Here is a 22,181-nt window from a genome sequence, read left to right as displayed (position 1 = left end):
AATCAAGGACGCTTTAAGTGACCACCACCCAAAACGTTGAGGCGATTGTGCCATAGGGTCTTTGTCAAACACCCCGCCGGACGCCCCGGAAGCGTAGGACTGAGGCGGAATAGCGGCCTTGTGTTGCGGCGGTGCGACACCCTCCGCAGCGTAAAATTCCGCCTCCTTGCCCGTCAGCGTGCCGCCCATGACCTCGTTCGCCAAAGAAACCCTGCCCATCAGCCTCGAAGAGGAAATGCGCCGCAGCTACCTCGATTACGCCATGAGCGTGATTGTCGGCCGGGCCCTGCCCGACGCCCGCGACGGCCTCAAACCGGTGCATCGGCGGGTGCTGTTCGCCATGCACGAGCTCAACAACGACTGGAACCGGCCCTACAAGAAGTCGGCCCGTATCGTCGGCGACGTCATCGGCAAGTACCACCCGCACGGCGACCAGTCGGTCTACGACACCATCGTCCGGCTGGCGCAGAACTTCTCGATGCGCCACATGCTGGTCGACGGCCAGGGCAATTTCGGCTCGGTGGACGGCGATATGGCGGCAGCGATGCGCTATACCGAAATCCGGCTAGCAAAAATCGCGCACGAAATGCTCGGCGATATCGACAAGGAAACGGTCGATTTCGGTCCGAATTACGACGGCTCGGAAAAAGAACCGCTGGTATTGCCCAGCAAACTGCCGAATCTGCTGGTCAATGGCGCCGGCGGGATCGCGGTCGGCATGGCGACCAATATTCCGCCGCACAACCTGAACGAGGTGGTCGACGCCTGCCTGCACCTGCTGCGCCATCCCGACGCCAGCATCGACGATCTGATGGAGATCGTGCCGGCGCCCGACTTCCCCACCGCCGGCATCATCTACGGCATCAACGGCATCAAGGACGGCTACCGCACCGGCCGTGGCAAGGTCGTGATGCGCGCCAAATGCCACTTCGAGGACATCGACCGCGGCCAGCGCCAGGCGATCATCGTCGACGAGCTGCCCTACCAGGTCAACAAGAAGACGCTGCAGGAGCGCATGGCCGAGCTGGTGCACGAGAAGAAGATCGAAGGCATCAGCCACATCCAGGACGAGTCCGACAAGTCGGGCATGCGCCTCGTGATCGAGCTCAAGCGCGGCGAGGTGCCCGAGGTCGTGCTCAACAACCTCTACAAGCAGACGCAGCTGCAGGACACCTTCGGCATCAACATGGTGGCGCTGGTCGACGGCCAGCCCAAGCTGTGCAACCTCAAGGACCTGATCCAGGTCTTCCTGCAGCACCGCCGCGAAGTGGTGACGCGCCGCACCGTGTTCACGCTGCGCAAGGCGCGCGAGCGCGGCCACGTGCTGGAAGGCCTGGCGGTGGCGCTGGCCAACATCGACGAGTTCATCGCGATCATCCGCAACGCGCCGACGCCGCCGGTGGCCAAGGCCGAGCTCATGACCCGCGCCTGGGACAGCAAGCTGGTGCGCGAGATGCTCACCCGCACGCGCGCCGACGGCGGCACGATCAACGCCGACGACTACCGCCCGGACGGCCTCGAGCGCGAGTTCGGCATGCATGCGGACGGCCTCTACAAGCTCTCGGAGACGCAGGCCCAGGAAATCCTGCAGATGCGGCTGCAGCGCCTGACCGGCCTCGAGCAGGACAAGATCGTCGCCGAATACAAGGAAGTGATGGCCGAGATCGACGACCTGCTCGACATCCTTGCCAAGCCCGAACGCGTGTCGGTCATCATCGCCGACGAGCTCGGCGCCATCAAGCAGGAGTTCGGCCAGACCAAGCTCGGCGCCCGTCGCAGCCTGGTCGAGCACAGCGCCTTCGACCTTTCCACCGAGGACCTGATCACGCCCACCGACATGGTAGTGACGCTGTCCCACAGCGGCTACATCAAGAGCCAGCCGCTCGGCGAGTACCGGGCCCAGAAGCGCGGCGGCCGGGGCAAGCAGGCCACGGCGACCAAGGAAGACGACTGGATCGACCAGCTGTTCATCGCGAACACGCACGACTACATCCTGTGCTTCTCGAACCGCGGCCGGCTCTACTGGCTCAAGGTCTGGGAAGTGCCGGCAGGGTCGCGCGGCTCGCGCGGCCGCCCGATCGTCAACATGTTCCCGCTGCAGGAAGGCGAGAAGATCAACGTCGTGCTGGCGCTCACCGGCGAGAAGCGCACCTTCCCGCCCAACCAGTACGTCTTCATGGCGACCTCGATGGGCACCGTCAAGAAGACCGCGCTCGACGAGTTCAGCAACCCGCGCAAGGCCGGCATCATCGCGGTCGACCTCGATCCGGGCGACTACCTCATCGGCGCCGCACTGACCGACGGCGCCCACGACGTGATGCTGTTCTCCGACGGCGGCAAGGCCGTGCGCTTCGACGAGAACGACGTCCGGCCGATGGGCCGCAACGCACGCGGCGTGCGTGGCATGACGCTCGAGGACGGCCAGGGCGTGATTGCCATGCTGGTGGCCGAGGACGAAGCCCAGAGCGTGCTGACCGCGACCGAGAACGGTTACGGAAAAAGAACAAGCATTACCGAGTACACGCGCCATGGCCGGGGAACCAAGGGCATGATCGCGATTCAACAGAGTGAACGTAACGGCAAGGTGGTGGCTGCGACTCTCGTGCATGCGGACGACGAGATCATGCTCATCACCGACAAGGGTGTCCTCGTGCGCACCCGAGTCTCCGAAATCCGCGAACTGGGGCGTGCGACGCAAGGCGTCACCCTGATCGGACTCGACGAAGGCGCCAAGCTCAGCGGGCTGCAGCGCATCGTCGAAAATGACGCGAATCTCGAGAACGAGCCCGGCGCCGACGACCCATCCATCCCATCTTCAACGGAGAATCCCCAGTGAAAAAAATCAAACTCGCGATCCTGACGGTCGCGCTTGCCGGCAGCTCGCTGGCCATGGCGCAGGACAAGGCGACTCTGATCAAGAACTTCATCGACCTGCAACGTCCCGGCATCGAATCGCTGGCCCGCGGCCTGGTCGAACAGTCGAGCGCCCCGATCGCACAGGCCGGCTCGCAGTACCTGCAGACCCAGGTGCCGGCCGAAAAGCGCGAAGCCGCCGCCAAGGCCGCCGATGCGGAGCTGCGCAAGTACTTCGAGGAGTCCTATCCGATCGTGCGTGACAAGGCGCTGCAACTGGCACCGGGTGCCCTGACGCCGATCATGGAACAGAACTTCAGCGAAGAAGAGCTCAAGCAGCTCATGGCCTGGATCAGCTCGCCGCTCAGCAAGAAGTACCAGGAAGTGAACCCCAAGCTGCAGACCGCGCTGACCGAGAAGCTCGTGGCCGAGACCCGCGCCTCGATCGAGCCGAAGATGGTCGCACTCGACGCCGCCGTGGCGAAGGCCCTGGGCGCCCCCACCGGTCCCGCGCCGGCAAAGGCCGCAGCGCCTGCCAAGGCGCCGCCGAAGAAGTGACCACGGCCGCGGGTCCGCGCCCGTACAACTTCTCCGCCGGTCCGGCCGCGATGCCGGAGGCGGTGCTGCAGCGCGCCGCCGCCGAGATGCTCGACTGGAACGGCAGCGGCATGGGCGTGATGGAAATGAGCCATCGCGGCAAGGAGTTCGGCGCGATCTGCGCGCAGGCCGAAGCCGATCTGCGTGAGCTGCTTGCGGTGCCGTCGCAGTTCCACATCCTGTTCATGCAGGGCGGCGGGCTCGGCGAGAACGCCATCGTACCGATGAACCTGTCGCGCGGCGGCCGTGCCGACTTCGTCGTCACGGGCAGCTGGAGCATCAAGTCGCACAAGGAAGCCCGACGCTATTGCGAGGCGGCGGTGGTCGCGAGCAATGCCGAAGACGGCCACACGCGGCTCCCCGATCCGGCCGGCTGGAAGCTGTCGGCCGACGCCTCGTACGTGCATGTGTGCACCAACGAGACCATCAACGGCATCGAGTTCCAGCAGCTGCCCGACCTGGCGGCGCTCGGCAGCAAGGCGCCGCTGGTGATCGACTTTTCCTCGCACGTGGCGTCGCGACCGGTCGACTGGTCGCGCGTGGGCCTGGCCTTCGGCGGCGCCCAGAAGAACCTCGGACCGGCCGGCCTCACGATCGTGATCGTGCGCGACGACCTGCTGGGCCATGCGCTCGAGATCTGCCCGAGCGCCTTCAACTACAAGACCGTCGCCGACAACGGCTCGATGTACAACACGCCGCCGACCTGGGGCATCTACGTCGCGGGCCTGACCTTCCAGTGGCTCAAGGCCCAGACCGAAGGCGCGCTCACGGGCGTGGCCGCGATTCAGGCGCGCAACGTTGCCAAGGCGAAGCTGCTCTACGACTTCATCGACGGCTCGGACTTCTACCTCAACAAGGTCGATCCCGGTTGCCGGTCGCGCATGAACGTGCCCTTCTTCCTGGCCGACGAGGCACGCAACGAGGCCTTCCTGGCCGGTGCGCGCGCAGCCGGACTGCTGCAGCTCAAGGGCCACAAGTCGGTGGGCGGCATGCGCGCGAGCATCTACAACGCGATGCCGCTGGCCGGCGTGCAGGCGCTCGTGGGCTACATGCGAGAATTCGAGCGCTCGCGTGCCTAGAAGGCGCGTGCAGCCGACCGAATGACCGCCTCAGCACCACCGCCTTCCACTCCCGAACCCTCCGCCGGCCTGGCCGATCTGCGCGTGCAGATCGACTCGCTCGACCAGCAGCTGCTCGACCTCCTGAACCGCCGCGCCCGCGTGGCCGAGCAGGTGGGCGAGGTCAAGAAGCGCGAGGGCACGCCCTTCTTCCGGCCCGACCGCGTCGCGCAGGTGATCGAGAAGATGCAGCAGACGAACGGCGGGCCGCTCAAGTCGCTGCACGTGGCGGCCATCTGGCGCGAGATCATGTCGGCCTGCCTGGCGCTCGAATCGCCGCAGCGGGTCGCGGTGCTGGGCCCCGAGGGCACCTTCTGCGAGCAGGCTGCCGTCGAATACTTCGGCGGCGCCGCCGACCTGGTCTATTGCGCGAGCTTCGACGAGGTCTTCCACGCCACCGCCGCCGGCAGCGCCCAGTACGGCGTGGTCGGCGTCGAGAACTCCACCGAGGGCGTGGTCACGCGATCGCTCGACCTGTTCCTGCATTCGCCCACCCACGTGGTCGGCGAGGTCAGCCTGCTGGTGCGGCACCACCTGCTGCGCTCGAGCAATTCGCTCGAAGGCATCGAGGCGGTGCTGGCCCATCCGCAGGCGCTGGCCCAGTGCCAGACCTGGCTGTCCAAGCACCTGCCGAACGCCGAGCGGCGCGCTGTCTCGAGCAACGCCGAGGGCGCCCGCCTGGCAGCCACCAACCCGGGCTGGGCCGCGCTCGCGAGCGAACGCGCCGCGACCCGCTTCGGTCTGCACATCGTGGCCCACGCGATCCAGGACGACTCCTACAACCGCACGCGCTTCGCCGTCATCTGCCTGCCGCAGACGCTCGCGATGCCGCCGGCCTCGGGCCGCGACTGCACCAGCCTCGTGGTCTCGGTGCCGAACCAGCCCGGCGCGGTGCACGACCTGCTGGTGCCGCTCAAGGCCAACAACGTGTCGATGACCCGCTTCGAGTCGCGTCCGGCGCGCACCGGGCAGTGGGAGTACTACTTCTACATCGACCTCGACGGGCACCCCTCGCAGCCCAACGTCGCCGCCGCGCTGGTCGAACTGCGCAAACTGTGCGCGTTCTACAAGGTCCTCGGCGCCTATCCCATCAAAGCCTGAGGCAGCCCGACGATGTTCGAACAGTTGGGCCTGATCGGCTGCGGTTTGATGGGCGGATCGTTCGCGCTGGCGCTCAAGCGCGCCAGGCTCGTGAAGCGCGTGGTGGGCTACAGCAAGTCGCCGTCGACCACCGAGCGGGCGCGTCAGCTCGGTGTGATCGACGTCGCGGCGCCATCGGCGCTGCTCGCCATTTCGGGCGCCGACCTGGTGCTGATCGCGGTGCCGGTGGGAGCTTCCGAGCAGACCTTCAAGGCGATCCGCCACGGCATCACGGCGAAGACGCTGGTGATGGACGTCGGCTCGACCAAGGGCGACGTCATCGAAGCCGCGCGCCGCGGGCTGCAGGACCAGATCGGCGCCTTCGTCCCCGCGCACCCTATTGCGGGCAAGGAAGTGGCCGGCGTCGAGCATGCCGACGTCGACCTCTACACCGGGCGCCAGGTGGTGCTGACGCCGATCAAGGCCACGCTGCGCTCCAACGTGCAGCGCGCGGCCAAGGTCTGGACCGGCATCGGCGCCAAGGTGGTCACGATGACGCCCGAGGCGCACGACGGCGCCTTTGCCGCCGTCAGCCACCTGCCCCACCTGCTGGCCTTCGCCTTCACCAACGCGCTGGCGCGTGATCCGCAAGGCGAACGCTTTCTCGAGCTGGCCGGCCCGGGCTTTCGCGATTTCACCCGCATCGCGGCCAGCGATCCGACGATGTGGCGCGACGTCCTGCTCGCCAACCGCGAGCAGGTGCTGCTGCAGTCGCGCGCCTTCCGCGAGGCGCTGGCCGAACTCGAGGCGCTGATGCGAACCGGCGACAGCCAGGCGCTCGAGGACGCGATTGCGGCCGCCAGCCGGGTGCGCGGCGCATGGCAGCCCGGCACGGCCGCTTCTCCCGACTGACCATGTTCTCGACTCCCTTTCTCGATCTGCCGGCGCTCGCGGGCGCCGCCGGCACGGTGCGCCTGCCTGGCTCCAAGAGCATCTCGAACCGCGTGCTGCTGCTCGCCGCGCTGGCCAGCGGCACGACCACGGTGCACGACCTGCTCGACTCCGACGACACGCGCGTGATGCTCGATGCGCTGGCCGCCCTGGGCTGCGCCATCGAACGCGACGGCGACCGGCTGCGCATCACCGGACTCGGCGGCCAACTCGGCACCGCCTCGGCCTCGCTTTTCCTCGGCAATGCCGGCACCGCCATGCGGCCGCTGACCGCGGCGCTGGCGCTGCTCGGCGGGGAGTTCGAGCTGCGCGGCGTGCCGCGCATGCACGAGCGCCCGATCGGCGACCTGGTCGACGCGCTGACCCAGCTCGGCTGCCGCATCGACTACCTGGGCAACCCGGGCTATCCGCCGCTGCGCATCCATCCGGTGGCGCCCGAGGCGCTGCAGCTCGATGCCCCGATCCGCGTGCGCGGCGACGTCTCCAGCCAGTTCCTCACCGCCCTCCTGCTCGCGCTCCCGCTCTGCGCAGGCGCATCGGCGCCGGCAGGACGCGACATCGTCATCGAAGTGGTCGGCGAACTGATCTCCAAGCCCTACATCGAGATCACGCTGAACCTGCTCGCGCGCTTCGGCATCGAGGTGGTGCGAGAAGGCTGGCAGCGCTTCACCATCCCGGCCGGCAGCCGCTACCGCTCGCCCGGCGACATCCACGTCGAGGCCGACGCCTCGTCTGCGAGCTACTTCATCGCGCTCGGCGCGATCGCGGAGGGCAACGGCATCCGCATCGAGGGCGTGGGCGCCGACTCGATCCAGGGCGACATCCGCTTCGTCGAGGCGGCGCGCCGGATGGGCGCCGAGGTCACGAGCGGTGCCAACTGGCTCGCGGTCTCGCGCGGAAGCTGGCCCCTGAAGGCGATCGACATCGACGCCAATCACATCCCGGACGCCGCCATGACGCTGGCCGTGATGGCGCTCTATGCCGACGCCCCGAGCACGCTGCGCAACATCGCGAGCTGGCGCGTGAAGGAAACCGACCGCATCGACGCCATGGCGGCCGAGCTGCGCAAGCTCGGCGCCACGGTGGAAGACGGCCCCGATTTCCTGCGCGTGCATCCGCTCGCGGCCACCGGCTGGCGACCGGCCTCGATCCGCACCTACGACGACCACCGGGTGGCGATGTGCTTCTCGCTGGCGGCCTTCAATCCCGCCGCGGTGCCGGTGCGGATCCTCGAGCCGCATTGCGTCGCCAAGACCTTCCCCGACTACTTCGAGACCCTGTTCTCGGTCGCCGAGGCACGCGAGGTACCCGTGATCTGCATCGACGGCCCGACGGCGTCGGGCAAGGGCACGCTGACGGTCGAGGTGGCGCGCCGGCTCGGCTACCACTACCTGGATTCGGGCTCGCTCTACCGCGTGACCGGCCTCGTGATGCGCCGCAACGGCCTCGAGCCCGAGCCCGCCGACGAAGCTCGCATCGCCGAACTCGCGCGCACCCTGCCGCTGCGTTTCAGCGAGGGCAAGGTCCTGCTCGCGGGCGAGGACGTCAGCGACACCATCCGCAGCGAGGCCGCAGGCATGGATGCCTCGCGCGTGTCGGCCCTGCCGGCTGTGCGCAGCGCGCTGCTGGCGCTGCAGCGCAGCTTCCGGCGCCTGCCGGGGCTGGTCGCCGACGGCCGCGACATGGGCACCGTGATCTTCCCCGACGCCCCGCTCAAGGTCTACCTGACCGCGAGCGCCGCGCACCGCGCCGAACGGCGGCATAAGCAGTTGATTTCAAAGGGAATTCCTGCTAATATCGACAGTCTTCGCGCCGACCTGGAAGCGCGCGACCTCCGGGACTCGTCCCGACCGGTCGCGCCACTCAAGCCGGCGCCTGATGCCCGCCTCCTGGACAACTCCCATCAGACGATCGAGCAATCGGTCGTGCAGGTGCTGGACTGGTGGCAGCAAGCACAACCGTTCGAGTCCGCTTGAGCGGTGTTTTCGATCCGGCAGGGTCCCCGCCGCGCGACAGCGCATCGGCCTTGCCGGTTGTTCAACCCTAACCGGGCCCTCAGCCCACCCAACCGCCGTCTCCAGACCAAGCCAGTCGCAATGGTGCTGCTGCAAACCCTGCCTGACGGAAGGAAAAACACATGTCTGAATCTTTTGCCGACCTATTCGAAGAATCCCTGAAGCGTTCCGAGATGCGCACCGGTGAGGTCATCACCGCCGAAGTCGTGCGTGTCGAACACAACCACGTCGTCGTCAACGCTGGCCTCAAGTCCGAAGCCTACGTGCCGATCGAAGAGTTCAAGAACGACAAGGGCGAACTCGAAGTCCAGGCCGGCGATTTCGTTTCCGTGGCCATCGGCAGCGTCGAGAACGGCTACGGCGACACCATCCTCTCGCGTGACACCGCCAAGCGCCTCGCTTCGTGGCTCGCGCTCGAGAAGGCCCTCGAATCCGGCGACTTCGTCACCGGCACCACGAGCGGCAAGGTCAAGGGCGGCCTCACGGTGCTGGTCAACGGCATCCGCGCCTTCCTGCCGGGTTCGCTGATCGACACGCGTCCGATCAAGGACCTGACCCCGTACGAGAACAAGACCCTCGAATTCAAGGTCATCAAGCTCGACCGCAAGCGCAACAACGTCGTGCTGTCGCGCCGTGCCGTGGTCGAAGCCAGCATGGGCGAAGAACGCGCCAAGCTGATGGAAACCCTGAAGGAAGGCGCAGTCGTGCGCGGCGTCGTCAAGAACATCACCGAATACGGTGCGTTCGTCGACCTCGGCGGCATCGACGGCCTGCTGCACATCACCGACATGGCATGGCGCCGTGTTCGCCACCCGAGCGAAGTCGTTCAGGCCGGCCAGGAAATCACCGCCAAGATCCTCAAGTTCGACACCGAGAAGAACCGTGTCTCGCTGGGTCTGAAGCAGATGGGTGACGATCCGTGGATGGGCGTCTCGCGCCGCTACCCGCAATCGACCCGCCTGTTCGGCAAGGTCACGAACATCGCCGACTACGGCGCGTTCGTCGAACTCGAACCCGGCATCGAAGGCCTGGTGCACGTCTCCGAAATGGACTGGACCAACAAGAACATCGCGCCGAACAAGATCGTCTCGCTCGGCGACGAAGTCGAAGTCATGGTCCTCGAGATCGACGAAGACAAGCGCCGCATCAGCCTGGGCATGAAGCAGTGCAAGGCCAACCCGTGGCAGGAATTCGCGCAGAACACCAAGCGCGGCGACCGCGTCAAGGGCCCGATCAAGTCGATCACCGACTTCGGCGTGTTCGTGGGTCTGGCTGCCGGCATCGACGGCCTGGTTCACCTGTCTGACCTCTCGTGGAACGAAACCGGCGAAACCGCCGTTCGCAACTACAAGAAGGGCCAGGAAGTCGAAGCGATCGTGCTGGCAGTCGACGTCGACCGCGAACGCATCTCGCTGGGCATCAAGCAGCTCGACAGCGATCCGTTCACCACCTTCACCACGGTGAACGACAAGGGCCAGATCGTGACCGGCAAGGTCAAGACGGTTGACGCCCGCGGCGCCGAGATCGACCTCGGCGAAGACATCATCGGCTACCTGCGCGCCAGCGAAATCTCCCGCGACCGCGTGGAAGATGCACGCAACGTGCTCAAGGAAGGCGACGAAGTCACGGCCGTGGTGGTCAACGTGGATCGCAAGACCCGCAACATCCAACTGTCGATCAAGCAGAAGGACATGGTCGACGAACAAGGCGCCATGGCCAGCCTGAGCCAGCAGTCGGCACGCGAGAACGCGGGCACGACGAGCCTGGGCGCCCTGCTGCGCGCCAAGCTGGACAACTCGGACAAGTAATCCGGGTCACGAGGACAGGGTCGGCGCCCGGCGCCGCCCTGTCTTTTTTTTCGTCTTCTCCTTTGTGATGCCATGACCCGCTCCGATCTCGTCGAAGAACTCGCAGCCCGTTTTGCCCAGCTCACGCACCGCGACGCCGAATACGCCGTGAAGACCATCCTCGATGCGATGGGCGATGCGCTGGTGCGCGGACACCGCATCGAGATACGAGGCTTCGGCAGCTTCACGGTGAACCGCCGACCACCCCGCATCGGACGCAATCCGCGTTCGGGCGAGAGCGTGCAGATTCCCGAGAAGCGCGTGCCGCACTTCAAGCCCGGCAAGGCGCTGCGCGAAGCGGTGGACGCACAGACCACGATCCTCCAGGCCGAGAAGAACAAGGCCCGCTGAGGCATAGAATTCCCCGGCCATCGGGGACCCGCATGAAATACCTCCTGTGGCTGCTCAAGGCAGCCATTTTTTTTACCCTCTTCGCCTTCGCGCTCAACAACCAGCACGACGCCACGGTGTACTTCTTCTTCGGCACCTCTTGGCGAGCGCCGCTCGTCCTGGTCGTGCTGGCCGCCTTCGCGGGCGGCCTCGTGGTGGGGGCGCTCGGCATGCTGCCGGGCTGGTGGAAGCACCGCAGCGCGGCCTCGCAATTGCCGGCCGCGCCGAGCAAGCCGACCGCCGCTGCGTCGGCGCCCACGCCCGCCGTTCCCGCCACCGACCTGCCCGCCGTTCGCCAACATGGACTTTGATCTCAGCTGGCTGCTGCTGGGCCTGCCGATCGCGTTCGTGCTCGGCTGGCTGGCCTCGCGCTTCGACCTGCGGCAACTCAAGATGGAGAACCGGCAGGCCCCCAAGGCGTACTTCCGCGGGCTCAATTTCCTGCTCAACGAGCAGCAGGACCAGGCCATCGACGCCTTCATCGAGGCGGTGCAGAACGACCCCGACACGCAGGAACTGCACTTCGCGCTCGGCAACCTGTTCCGCCGACGCGGCGAATACCAGCGCGCGGTGCGGGTGCACGAGCACCTGCTGGGACGCGGCGACCTGAGCCGCGCCGATCGCGACCGCGCGCAGCACGCGCTGGCCCAGGACTTTCTGCGCGCCGGCCTGCTCGATCGTGCCGAGGCCGCCCTGCAGAAGCTCGAGGGCACGCGCTACGAGAACGAGGCCCGCCTCTCGCTGCTGGCCATCTACGAGCGTTCGCGCGAATGGGCACAGGCCGAGGACGTGGCGCAGAAGCTCGACGAATCCGACCAGGCCAGCTACGGCACGCGCCGCGCACACCACCTGTGCGAGCAGGCCGCCGAGCGCGTGGCGGCCGGCGATCTGCCCGCGGCGACGCGCCTTCTGCAGCAGGCCGTCGCGCTCGCGCCCGAGGCGCCGCGGCCGGCAATCGATACCGCCACGCTGCAGCTGCGCAACGGCGAAGCCGCGGCTGCCTTCGAGACGCTGTCGGCCCTGAGCGAAACCGCGCCGCTCGCGCTGCCGCTCTATGCCGCCGCGCTGCAGCAGGCGGCGGTGGCTTCGCAGCGCTCGGGCGAAGCGCTCGCCCTGCTACAGCGCCGCTACATGGCGTCGCCCTCGATCGACGTGCTCGAGGCGATCATCGCGCTGGGCGGCTTGCCGGCGCTGCCGGAGGATGCGTCCTCGGACACCGCGATGACGGCCGAGCCCCGCGACGGCTATATCGCCCACCTCGCCCACCATCCGTCGCTGGTCGCGGCCTCGCGCTGGCTCGCCGGCGAACGCTTCGAGCACGAGGAGTTCCATCCGCAGGTGCAGCGATCGCTCGACCAGGCCACGCGGCCGCTGATGCGCTATCGCTGCGCGGCCTGCGGCTTCGAGGCTCACCAGTACTTCTGGCACTGCCCGGGCTGCCAGGCCTGGGACAGCTATCCGCCGCGGCGCGTCGAAGAGCTCTAGCTCGGCCGCGTCTGCCCCCCGGCGCGGATTTCGCTGCACCGCGAGCCGGACGTCGGCCGCGCCCCGGACGCACCCTCCTGACTATCATGATTTCGCCGGGCGCACTCGGCGGCCGGTGGAGCGCCTCGGCGCTTCCCATTCAAAAGTCAGGGAGTTCAACAATGAAGAAGATGATCCTGGCCCTCGCGGCCACGCTGTTCGCCGTCGCCTCCTGGGCAGCGGCCGTCGATGCCAACAAGGCGACCGACGCCGAGCTCGGCACCCTCAAGGGCATCGGCCCCGCGATGTCCAAGCGCATCGTCGATGCGCGCAAGGAAGCGCCGTTCAAGGACTGGGCCGACTTCATGGCGCGGGTCAAGGGCGTGAAGGAGAAGGCTGCGACCAAGTTGTCGACCGAGGGCCTCACGGTGAACGGCAAGACCTTCGGTGCCGCGCCCGCACCGACACAGGTCGCCAAGAACGAACCCAGGGTCGAGCCCAAGAAGGCCGCCGTCCCGGCCAGCAAGCCGCCGGCCAGGCCCTGATCGCGCCCTGCGGCGCGCAGGCGCCCTCGCCGCTCACGAGCCGCCTCCGGGCGGCTTTCGTTTGTCTGGTGCATGCCGGACGATGGCAGGGAAAGGCCCGAGCGATGGCCCGATATTTGCACGTATGCTGCCGAGCGCCTTTTTTCATTTCCGCACGCATCTGGAGAGCCCATGAATCACAAGTTCGGCATCGCACTCGCCGGCCTCACCCTCGGCGCAGCCGCATTCGCGCAAGCCAAGTGGGACCTGCCCACGGCCTATCCGGCCACCAACTACCACACCGAGAACATCACGCAGTTCGCCAAGGACGTCGACGCGGCCACGGGCGGCAAACTCAAGGTCACGGTGCACGCCAATGCGTCGCTCTTCAAGGCGCCCGAGATCAAGCGTGCGGTGCAGAGCGGCCAGGCCCAGGCGGGCGAGATCCTGCTGGCCAACTTCGCCAACGAGAACCCGATCTACGCACTGGACGGCGTGCCCTTCCTGGCCACCACTTATCCGGAAGCGAAGAAGCTCTACGACGCCTCCAAGCCGGCGATGGAAAAGCTGCTCGCGGCCCAGGGCATCAAGGTGCTGTTCATGGTGCCGTGGGCGCCGCAGGGCATCTACACCAAGAAAGAGATCGGCTCGGTGGCCGACCTGCGCGGCATCAAGTGGCGCGCCTACAGCCCGGCCACGGCCAAGATCGCGGAGCTGATCGGCGCCCAGCCGGTGCAGATCCAGCAGGCCGAACTGAGCGCGGCGATGGCGACGGGCGTGATCGAGAGCTACATGAGCTCGGGCTCGACCGGCTACGACACCAAGACCTACGAGAACATCAAGAATTTCTACGACACGCAGGCCTGGATTCCAAAGAACGCGGTGCTCGTGAACCAGAAGGCCTTCGATGCGCTCGACCCGGCAACCAAGGCCGCGGTCACCAAGGCGGCCGCCGATGCAGAGGCGCGCGGGTGGAAGGTGGCGCAGGAAAAGAACGAGGAATACAAGCGCCTGCTGACCGAGCGCGGCATGAAGATCCACAAGCCTTCGCCCAAGCTCGACACCGACATGCGCCAGGTCGGCGGCATTATGCAGGCCGACTGGCTCAAGGCCGCAGGCGCCGACGGCGCCGCGATCGTCGACACCTACAAGAAAAAGTGATGAAGCCCCCACGCTCATCGCTTCGCGTACCGCTGCGCTCCGAGGGGGCGCAGGCCTCCCTTGGGGCGGCCCGGCGGAAGGACTGAGCCATGCGTCGCTGGCTCGACCGTCTGTACGACGGCGCAGGGGCACTGGGCGCGTTCTGCGTGTTCCTGATCTTCGTGCTGATGATCGTGGCCGGCGTCGGCCGCCAGATGAACTGGCATGTGAGCGGACTCAATGACGTCGTCGCCTGGCTCTGCGCCGCGGCGGCCTTCTTCGCGATGGCCCATGCCTTCCGGCACGGCGACTTCGTGCGCGTCACGCTGCTGCTCGATGCGGTCTCGCCCAGGGTGCGGCGCACGCTCGACGTCGGCTGCCTGCTCATTGCCGCGGTCGCAGTGGCCTACCTCACCTGGTCGGCGACCAGCTTCACCTGGGAGAGCTACGAGTTCGCCGAGATGGCGACCGGCCTGGTCGTGATCCCGATCTGGATCCCGCAGTCGACCTTCGTGCTCGGATGCTGGCTGTTGCTGATCGCGATGATCGACGAACTGGTCGGCGTCATGCGCGGCGAGAAGCCGAGCTACCAGCGCGCGGTGGAAGAACGCCACGCCGCGGGCGATTTCTCTTCGGACGTCTAAGGCGCTCATGCTCGAAACTCTTCTGATGGGCGCGCTGCTGCTCGCCATCATGCTGGTGCTGCTGGCCGGCGGCGTCTGGATTGCGATGACGCTGGCAATCGTCGGCTGGGTCGGCCAGGCCTTCTTCACCAACACCCTGCCGGCGAAGAACCTGTTCTCGTCGTTCTGGGAGTCGAACGCCTCGTGGGAGCTCGCGGCGCTGCCGCTCTTCATCTGGATGGGCGAGATCCTGTTCCGCACCAAGCTCAGCGAGGAGATGTTCGAGGGCCTGCGGCCCTGGCTCAATCGCGTGCCCGGGCGGCTCATGCACACCACCATCCTGGGCTGCGGCGTGTTCGGCTCGGTCTCGGGCTCTTCCGCGGCGACCTGCGCCACGATCGCCAAGGTGGCGCTGCCCGAACTGGTGCGCCGCGGCTACAACGAGAAGCTCGCGATCGGCTCGCTGGCCACCGCGGGCACGCTCGGCATCCTGATCCCGCCTTCGATCACGATGGTGGTCTACGCGGTGGCGGCGGACGCCTCGATCATCCGCATCTTCCTGGCCGGCTTCCTGCCGGGCCTGCTGCTGATGGTGCTGTTCTCGGGCTACATCGGCTGGTGGAGCCTGCGCCATCCGGACCAGGTGCCGCCGGCCGATCCGCCGACCACCTTCATGGAGAAGATCCGCCTGTCCGGCAACCTGATCCCGTGCGCGCTGCTGATCGTCTTCATCGTCTGGGTGCTGATCGCGGGCTGGGCCACCGCCACCGAATGCGCGGCCTTCGGCGTGCTGGGCTCGCTGGCGATCGCGGCCTGGGGCCGCAGCCTGTCGTGGAAGAATTTCAAGGACGGCATCATGGGCGCCACGCGCACCAGTTGCATGATCATGTTCATCCTGGCCGGTGCGGCCTTCCTGACCAAGACCATGGCGTTCACGGGCATCCCGCGCGAACTGGCCGAATGGGTCGACTCGATGCACCTGTCGCCCTACGCGCTGATCAGCGCGCTGGTGATCGTGTACCTGGTGCTGGGCACCGCGCTCGACGGCATCTCGATGATCGTGCTGACCAGTGCGGTGGTGCTGCCGATGATCCAGAAGGCCGGCTTCGACCTGGTCTGGTTCGGCATCTTCATCGTGCTGCTGGTCGAGATCGCCGAGGTGACGCCGCCCGTCGGCTTCAACCTCTTCGTGCTGCAGAACATGACCGGCAAGGACAGCAACGTGATCGCCCGGGCGGCGATCCCGTTCTTCTTCTGCCTCGTGCTGTGCATCGTGCTGATCACTGTGTTTCCGAGCATCGTGACGATCCTGCCCGACGTCGTGATGGGCGTCGAGAAGTAGGCGGCGGCGCGAATATCATCGCCCGATGCTGCTCAACGTCCTCGTCATCTGCGTCTTCGCCTGCGTCGGCGCGCTGATGCGCTGGGGCTTCCAGAGCTGGCTCAACCCCGGCGGCGTGCTGCCCTGGGGCACGCTGGCGGTGAACCTGATCGGGGGCTACCTGGTCGGCGTGGCGATCGCGTTCTTCGGCGCGCTGCCCGACATCGACCCGACCTGGCGGCTGCTCGTCATCACGGGCTTCCTCGGTACGCTGACCACCTTCTCGAGCTTCTCGGCCGAGGTGGTCGGCATGCTGCTCGGCGGCCGGCCCGGTCTGGCGCTGGGCACGGCGGCGCTGCACCTCGGCGGCTCGCTGCTCCTGACCTGGCTGGGCTTTCGCTCGATGCAGCATTTCATGTCCTGATTCGGGCCAGGGCCGCAGAGGCGCTCGATAGAATCAGCCGCAATGCCCCTTGTCTTTCTCGTCGCACTCCCCTTCGCCGCCAGCGTGCTTGCCGCATTGCTGCCATCGAACGCGCGCAACCGGGAGTCGACGCTGGCAGGGGTGGTCGCACTGGGTTGCGCGATCCAGGCCGCCTGGTTCTTTCCCTCGCTGGCCGACGGCAACGTGATCCGCCAGCAGGTCGAGTGGCTGCCTGCACTCGGCCTCGACCTGAGCTTCCGCATGGACGGCTTCGCCTGGCTGTTCTGCATGCTGGTGCTGGGCATCGGCACGCTGGTGGTGCTCTACGCGCGCTACTACATGTCGGCCTCGGACCCGGTGCCGCGCTTCTTCTCGTTCTTCCTCGCCTTCATGGGCGCGATGATGGGCGTGGTGCTGTCGGGCAACCTGATCCAGATGGTGATGTTCTGGGAGCTCACCAGCCTGTTCTCCTTCCTGCTGATCGGCTATTGGCACCATCGCCGGGATGCGCGCCGCGGCGCCAGCATGGCGCTCACGGTCACGGCCGCGGGCGGCCTCTGCCTCTTGGCCGGCGTACTGCTGCTGGGCCGCATCGTGGGCAGCTACGACCTCGACGTGGTGCTGGCCTCGGGCGACGAGATCCGCGCCCATGCGCTCTATCCGGTCGCGCTGGTGCTGGTGCTGCTCGGCGCCTTCACCAAGAGCGCGCAGTTCCCGTTCCACTTCTGGCTGCCGCGCGCCATGGCGGCGCCGACGCCGGTGTCGGCCTACCTGCACTCGGCCACGATGGTCAAGCTCGGCGTGTTCCTGATGGCGCGGCTGTGGCCGGTGCTTTCGGGCACCGAAGCGTGGTTCTGGCTGGTGGGCGGCGCCGGCGCCATCACCCTGCTGCTGGGCGGCTACATCGCGATGTTCCAGCGCGACCTCAAGGCGCTGCTGGCCTATTCGACGATCTCGCATCTCGGGCTCACCACGCTGCTGCTAGGCCTCAACAGTCCGCTGGCCGCGGTGGCGGCGGTGTTCCACATCATGAACCACGCGACCTTCAAGGCCTCGCTGTTCATGGCGGCCGGCATCATCGACCACGAGACCGGCACGCGCGACATCAGCAAGCTCAGCGGCCTCTACCGGCTGATGCCGATCACGGGGACGCTCGCGATCATCGCGAGCGCGTCGATGGCCGGCGTGCCGCTGCTCAACGGCTTCCTGTCGAAGGAAATGTTCTTCGCCGAGACGGTGTTCATTCAGTCGAAGCCCTGGGTCGACTTCAGCCTGCCGATCATCGCCACGCTGGCCGGCATCTTCAGCGTGGCCTATTCGGCGCGCTTCGTCTTCGACGTCTTCTTCGGCCCGCCCTGCGGACCCGACGTGCCGAAGACGCCGCACGAGCCGCCGCACTGGATGCGCGTGCCGGTCGAACTGCTGGTGCTGATCTGCCTCGTGGTCGGCATCGCGCCGGCGTGGTCGGTCGGCGCCTTCCTTGCCACCGCCGCGACGCCCGTGGTGGGCGGCGAGCTGCCCGAATACAGCCTCGCGGTGTGGCACGGCTTCAACCTGCCGCTGCTCATGAGCTTCATCGCGCTCGCGGGCGGCGCCGTGCTGTACCTGCTCGAGCGCGCGGCGCGCCGACGCGGCGCGTTGCAGCGCACGCCGATCCTGCACAACCTCGACGGTCAGCGCATCTTCGAGAACTTCATGGCCCGCCTCAGCGAGATCGGCCGCCGCAGCCGCCGCCTGCTCGGCACCCGCCGGCTGCAGATGCAGCTGCTGCTCCTGGTGCTGGTGGCCGTGGCCGGGGCGGCCGCCTCGCTGTGGTTCACGCCGTCGCAACGCGGCACGCGCGAGCTGCTGCCGTTCTCGCCGATGTTCGCGATGACCTGGCTGATCGGCACGACCTGCGCGGTGTGCGCCGCCTGGCAGGCCAAGTTCCACCGGCTGGCCTCGCTGATGCTGGCCTCGGGCGCCGGCCTGGTGTGCTGCATCACCTACATCTGGTTCTCGGCGCCCGACCTCGCGCTCACGCAACTGGTGGTCGAGGCGGTGACGACGGTGCTGATCCTGCTGGGCCTGCGCTGGCTGCCGATGCGCACCGCGAAGCCGGAACCGATCCGCGCGCGACTGCTGCCCTGGGGCCGGCGCGGGCGTGACCTGATCGTCGCGATCGCCACCGGCGCCGGCATGGCGGCGCTCGCATGGACCGTGATGACCCGGCCCTTCCCGCAGAGCATCTCGCCCTTCTTCCTCGAGCATGCGCTGCCCGAGGGCGGCGGCACCAACGTGGTCAACGTGATGCTGGTCGACTTCCGCGCCTTCGACACCTTCGGCGAGATCACCGTGCTCGGCGTGGTCGCGCTCACGGTCTATGCGCTGCTGCGCCGCTTCCGCCCCGCGCCCGAGTCGATGGCGCTGCCGATCCAGCAGCAGCTGCAATCGGGCGACGAGAGCAGCGACCTGCTGAACCCGCGCCGCGCCAAGGACACCGCGGTCGGCTACCTGATGGTGCCCGCGGTGCTGGTCCGGCTGCTGCTGCCGCTCTCGGTGCTGGTGTCGGTCTACTTCTTCATGCGCGGCCACAACCAGCCCGGTGGCGGCTTCGTGGCCGGCCTCGTGATGTCGGTGGCGCTGGTGCTGCAGTTCCTGGTCTCCGGCACCGAATGGGTGGAGGAGCACCTGCGCATCTACCCGCGGCGCTGGATCGCGGCCGGCCTGCTGCTCGCGCTGGCCACGGGCGCCGGCTCCATCGGCGTCGGCTATCCGTTCATGACCACCCACACGGCGCACCTGCATCTGCCGATCCTGGGCGAGCTGCATGTGCCGAGTGCGCTGTTCTTCGACATGGGCGTATTCGCGATGGTGCTCGGCGCCACCATGCTGATCCTCACGGCGCTGGCCCACCAATCGATCCGCAGCCATCGCTGGGTCGAGGAACAGGAAGAAAAGGAAGCCGCGCGGCTTGCCGCAGAGGCCGAGGCCGGCACCGCATCGACCGCGGGAGGGGCCGCCTGATGGAAATCGTGCTCGCGATCGCGATCGGCATCCTCACGGCTTCCGGTGTCTACCTGCTGCTGCGTCCTCGCACCTTCCAGGTGATCATGGGCCTCACGCTGATCTCCTACGCAGTCAATCTCTTCATCTTCAGCATGGGGCGGCTCAAGGTCGACAGCGAACCGGTGCTCAATGCCGACAAGCTGCAGGCCACGCTCGCGAACACGGCCGACCCGATGCCGCAGGCGCTGGTGCTGACCGCGATCGTGATCGGCTTCGCGATGACGGCGCTGTTCCTGGTCGTCCTGCTGGCCTCGCGTGGCCTCACCGGCACCGACCACGTGGACGGCGAGGAACGGCGGGAGCCCGAATGAACGAGCTGCTGCGCCTGCTCGACCGGCTGCTCGAATTCAGCATGCCGCACCTGATCGCGGTGCCGATCCTGGTGCCGATGCTGACTGCCGCGCTGATGCTGCTGCTCGGCGAGCAGCACCGCCGCACCAAGTCCGCGCTCAGCGTGGTCTCGGGACTGATCGGCCTGCTGGCCGCCCTGGCGCTGCTGCGCTGGGTCAATGCGCCCGACACCGGCAGCGGTCCGGGCTCGATCGGCGTCTACCTGCCCGGCAACTGGCATGCGCCCTTCGGCATCGTGCTGGTGGCCGACCGGCTGTCCAGCATGATGGTCGCGCTCACGGGCGTGGTGGCCTTCGCGGCATCGATCTATTCCACCTCGCGCTGGGACCGCGCGGGCGTGCATTTCCACCCGCTGCTGCAACTGCAGCTGATGGGCCTCAACGGCGCCTTCCTGACCGGCGATCTGTTCAATCTCTTCGTCTTCTTCGAGGTGATGCTGGCGGCCTCCTACGGACTGCTGCTGCACGGCTCCGGACGCCTGCGCGTGCAGGCCGGGCTGCACTACGTGGCGATCAATCTCGCGGCCTCGTCGCTGTTCCTGGTCGGCGCGGCGCTGCTCTACGGCGTGACCGGCACCCTCAACATGGCCGACCTGGGCTTGCGCATCGCCCACCTGGAGGCGGCCGACCGCGGCCTCGTGCACGCGGCAGCCGCCATCCTGGCGACCGCCTTCTTCGCCAAGGCCGGCGCCTGGCCGCTCAATTTCTGGCTCGTGCCGGCCTACAGCGCCGCGGTGTCGCCGGTGGGCGCGGTGTTCGCGCTGCTGACCAAGCTCGGCATCTACACCATCCTGCGCCTGTGGTCGGTGCTGTTCGCGCCCGACACCGGCATCTCGGCGCAGTTCGGCCAGGGCGTGCTGCTCACGATCGGCATGTCGACGCTCTTCGTGAGCGCCATCGGCATCGTCGGCACGCAGCGGCTGTCGAACCTCGCGGGCTTCTGCGTGCTGATCTCTGCCGGCACGCTGCTCACAGCCATCGGCTTCGGGCAGGTCGCCGTCTGGACCGGTGCGCTTTACTACATGGTGAGCTCCACGCTCGCGGTGGCTGCCTTCTTCCTGCTGATCGACATGATCGAGCGCTGGCGCAACGAGGGCGTGAGCATCGCGCCGCACGAATCGGCAGATGGCGCGCCCTTCCTGTCCGAGGACCTGAGCCATTCCGACGACGTCAATCTCGACGACGAGGCCCAGGCGCTCTACGGCCGCGCCATTCCGGCCGGCGTCGCCTTCCTGGGCCTGAGCTTCGTCTGCTGCACGCTGCTGCTCGCGGGCATGCCGCCGCTGTCGGGATTCGTGGGCAAGTTCGCGATGCTCTCGGGCCTGCTCGAGCACCCGGTGGTTTCGACCGGTGCCTGGATCTTCATGGGCCTGCTGATCACCTCGGGCTTCTTTGCGCTGCTCGCGCTCGGGCGCACCGGCGTGCGGCATTTCTGGACCCAGACGCACGCCACGATGCCCGCGCTGCCGGCCCTCGAAGTGCTGCCGGTGGCGGCGCTGCTGGCCGCCTGCCTCGCGCTCACCATCGAGGCCGGCCCCGTGATGCAGCACGCCCGCGACACCGCCGAGGGCCTGCTCTCGGCCACCGACTATCGCAATGCCGTGCTCGGCGCCATGCAGGTGCCACCCCCGGCCGCCAAGACCGGGAGTCCTCCGTGATGAAACGCTGGCTGCCCTCGCCACCGCTGTCGCTGGCGCTGTTCGTCGTCTGGCTGCTGCTGAATCCGTCGCTCGACGCCGCCACGCTGCTGCTGGCGGCCATCCTCGCGCTCGCCGTGCCGGTGATCACGCAGTCGCTGCGCCCGGCCACCGCGCGCATGCGCCGGCCGCTCGTGGCGCTGCGGCTCGCGGGCGTGGTGGTGTACGACCTCGTGGAGTCGGCGCTCACCGTGGCGCGGCTGCTGCTCACGCGGCGCAGCGACCAGATGTCGCCATGCTTCGTGCGCGTGCCGCTCGACATGCGTGACCCGAACGCGCTCGCGGTGCTCGCGATGATCGTCTGCCTCACGCCCGGCACCGCCTGGGCCGAGATCGCCTTCGATCGCTCCACGCTGCTGATCCACGTCTTCGACACCGACGACGTGCCGGCCTTCATCGCGATGATCAAGTCCCGCTACGAACGTCCGCTGATGGAGATCTTCGAATCATGACGCCAGTGCTCCTGTGGGCGCTCAAGCTCGCGCTGTTCCTGCTCGCGGTCGCGATGCTGTGCGCGCTCGCACGCCTCCTGATCGGTCCCACTGCGCAGGATCGCGTGATGGCGCTCGACTGCCTCTACATCAACGGCATGCTGATGATGCTGGTGCTGGGCATCGTCTATGCCAGCGCGGTCTATTTCGAGGCCGCGATGCTGATCGCGCTGTTCGGCTTCGTGGGATCGACCGCGATCGCCAAGTTCCTGCTGCGCGGGGAGGTGATCGAATGAGCCCCGCCCGGC

At 67.5% G+C, this 22,181-nt stretch carries 20 protein-coding genes; all 20 read left to right on the top strand.

Going from position 1 to position 22,181, the window contains the following annotated elements:
* The first annotated feature begins 187 nt into the window (after nucleotides 1-187).
* The 20 genes from gyrA (at nucleotide 188) to QTH87_RS10290 (ending at nucleotide 22,169) form a co-directional block, all read left to right on the top strand.
* Nucleotides 188-2,836: a DNA gyrase subunit A gene (gene gyrA / locus QTH87_RS10385; protein ID WP_286608830.1), complete on the top strand. Its 2,649-nt coding sequence runs from the start codon at nucleotides 188-190 to the stop codon at nucleotides 2,834-2,836.
* Entirely contained in the window at nucleotides 2,833-3,411 is a 579-nt protein-coding gene (locus QTH87_RS10380; RefSeq protein ID WP_286608829.1) for a DUF2059 domain-containing protein, read from the top strand. Before gyrA ends, QTH87_RS10380 begins: the two co-directional genes overlap by 4 nt.
* A 50-nt stretch (nucleotides 3,412-3,461) precedes the next feature.
* Nucleotides 3,462-4,529: a 3-phosphoserine/phosphohydroxythreonine transaminase gene (gene serC, locus QTH87_RS10375; protein ID WP_286609065.1), complete on the top strand. Its 1,068-nt coding sequence runs from the start codon at nucleotides 3,462-3,464 to the stop codon at nucleotides 4,527-4,529.
* A 21-nt stretch (nucleotides 4,530-4,550) separates the two neighbouring features.
* On the top strand, nucleotides 4,551-5,669 hold the full coding sequence (pheA, locus tag QTH87_RS10370) for a prephenate dehydratase (protein ID WP_286608828.1): 1,119 nt from the start codon (nucleotides 4,551-4,553) through the stop codon (nucleotides 5,667-5,669).
* A gap of 12 nt (nucleotides 5,670-5,681) precedes the next feature.
* Entirely contained in the window at nucleotides 5,682-6,560 is an 879-nt protein-coding gene (locus QTH87_RS10365; RefSeq protein ID WP_286608827.1) for a prephenate dehydrogenase, read from the top strand.
* 2 nt (nucleotides 6,561-6,562) lie between these two features.
* On the top strand, nucleotides 6,563-8,575 hold the full coding sequence (locus QTH87_RS10360) for a bifunctional 3-phosphoshikimate 1-carboxyvinyltransferase/cytidylate kinase (RefSeq protein WP_286608826.1): 2,013 nt from the start codon (nucleotides 6,563-6,565) through the stop codon (nucleotides 8,573-8,575).
* A gap of 161 nt (nucleotides 8,576-8,736) precedes the next feature.
* On the top strand, nucleotides 8,737-10,422 hold the full coding sequence (rpsA, locus tag QTH87_RS10355; protein WP_286371265.1) for a 30S ribosomal protein S1: 1,686 nt from the start codon (nucleotides 8,737-8,739) through the stop codon (nucleotides 10,420-10,422).
* 72 nt (nucleotides 10,423-10,494) lie between these two features.
* Nucleotides 10,495-10,812 (top strand): integration host factor subunit beta, encoded by a 318-nt coding sequence (locus QTH87_RS10350; RefSeq protein WP_286608825.1) that lies wholly within the window; start codon nucleotides 10,495-10,497, stop codon nucleotides 10,810-10,812.
* Between the two features lie 32 nt (nucleotides 10,813-10,844).
* The gene (locus QTH87_RS10345; protein WP_286608824.1) at nucleotides 10,845-11,162 is read left to right on the top strand and encodes a LapA family protein; all 318 of its coding nucleotides are present in this window, start codon (nucleotides 10,845-10,847) and stop codon (nucleotides 11,160-11,162) included.
* A complete protein-coding gene (gene lapB, locus QTH87_RS10340) occupies nucleotides 11,152-12,336 on the top strand; it encodes a lipopolysaccharide assembly protein LapB (protein WP_286608823.1) in 1,185 nt (394 codons plus the stop codon). The genes QTH87_RS10345 and lapB overlap by 11 nt, the downstream gene beginning before the upstream one ends.
* Before the next feature lie 161 nt (nucleotides 12,337-12,497).
* A complete protein-coding gene (locus tag QTH87_RS10335; RefSeq protein WP_286608822.1) occupies nucleotides 12,498-12,860 on the top strand; it encodes a ComEA family DNA-binding protein in 363 nt (120 codons plus the stop codon).
* A gap of 171 nt (nucleotides 12,861-13,031) precedes the next feature.
* A complete protein-coding gene (locus QTH87_RS10330) occupies nucleotides 13,032-14,000 on the top strand; it encodes a TRAP transporter substrate-binding protein (RefSeq protein ID WP_286608821.1) in 969 nt (322 codons plus the stop codon).
* A gap of 89 nt (nucleotides 14,001-14,089) precedes the next feature.
* Nucleotides 14,090-14,623: a TRAP transporter small permease gene (locus tag QTH87_RS10325; RefSeq protein WP_286608820.1), complete on the top strand. Its 534-nt coding sequence runs from the start codon at nucleotides 14,090-14,092 to the stop codon at nucleotides 14,621-14,623.
* Between the two features lie 7 nt (nucleotides 14,624-14,630).
* Nucleotides 14,631-15,944, top strand: a complete 1,314-nt coding sequence (locus QTH87_RS10320) for a TRAP transporter large permease (protein ID WP_286608819.1) — start codon at nucleotides 14,631-14,633, stop codon at nucleotides 15,942-15,944.
* Nucleotides 15,945-15,969: 25 nt separating this feature from the next.
* Nucleotides 15,970-16,347, top strand: a complete 378-nt coding sequence (gene crcB / locus QTH87_RS10315) for a fluoride efflux transporter CrcB (protein ID WP_286608818.1) — start codon at nucleotides 15,970-15,972, stop codon at nucleotides 16,345-16,347.
* Between the two features lie 42 nt (nucleotides 16,348-16,389).
* Nucleotides 16,390-19,353 (top strand): monovalent cation/H+ antiporter subunit A, encoded by a 2,964-nt coding sequence (locus QTH87_RS10310; protein WP_286608817.1) that lies wholly within the window; start codon nucleotides 16,390-16,392, stop codon nucleotides 19,351-19,353.
* Nucleotides 19,353-19,706, top strand: a complete 354-nt coding sequence (locus QTH87_RS10305) for a Na+/H+ antiporter subunit C (RefSeq protein WP_286608816.1) — start codon at nucleotides 19,353-19,355, stop codon at nucleotides 19,704-19,706. Before QTH87_RS10310 ends, QTH87_RS10305 begins: the two co-directional genes overlap by 1 nt.
* The gene (locus QTH87_RS10300) at nucleotides 19,703-21,403 is read left to right on the top strand and encodes a monovalent cation/H+ antiporter subunit D (protein ID WP_286608815.1); all 1,701 of its coding nucleotides are present in this window, start codon (nucleotides 19,703-19,705) and stop codon (nucleotides 21,401-21,403) included. The genes QTH87_RS10305 and QTH87_RS10300 overlap by 4 nt, the downstream gene beginning before the upstream one ends.
* On the top strand, nucleotides 21,403-21,894 hold the full coding sequence (locus QTH87_RS10295; protein ID WP_286608814.1) for a Na+/H+ antiporter subunit E: 492 nt from the start codon (nucleotides 21,403-21,405) through the stop codon (nucleotides 21,892-21,894). The genes QTH87_RS10300 and QTH87_RS10295 overlap by 1 nt, the downstream gene beginning before the upstream one ends.
* Nucleotides 21,891-22,169 (top strand): K+/H+ antiporter subunit F, encoded by a 279-nt coding sequence (locus QTH87_RS10290; protein WP_286608813.1) that lies wholly within the window; start codon nucleotides 21,891-21,893, stop codon nucleotides 22,167-22,169. Before QTH87_RS10295 ends, QTH87_RS10290 begins: the two co-directional genes overlap by 4 nt.
* Nucleotides 22,170-22,181 lie beyond the last annotated feature (12 nt).

Origin of the sequence: Variovorax jilinensis (assembly GCF_030316885.1) — a bacterium.
GTDB classification, from domain to species: Bacteria; Pseudomonadota; Gammaproteobacteria; order Burkholderiales; family Burkholderiaceae_C; genus Variovorax; species Variovorax jilinensis.
The sequence above is the reverse complement of the archived record's forward strand: the minus strand, read 5'-3'. Positions and strand labels throughout refer to the sequence as shown.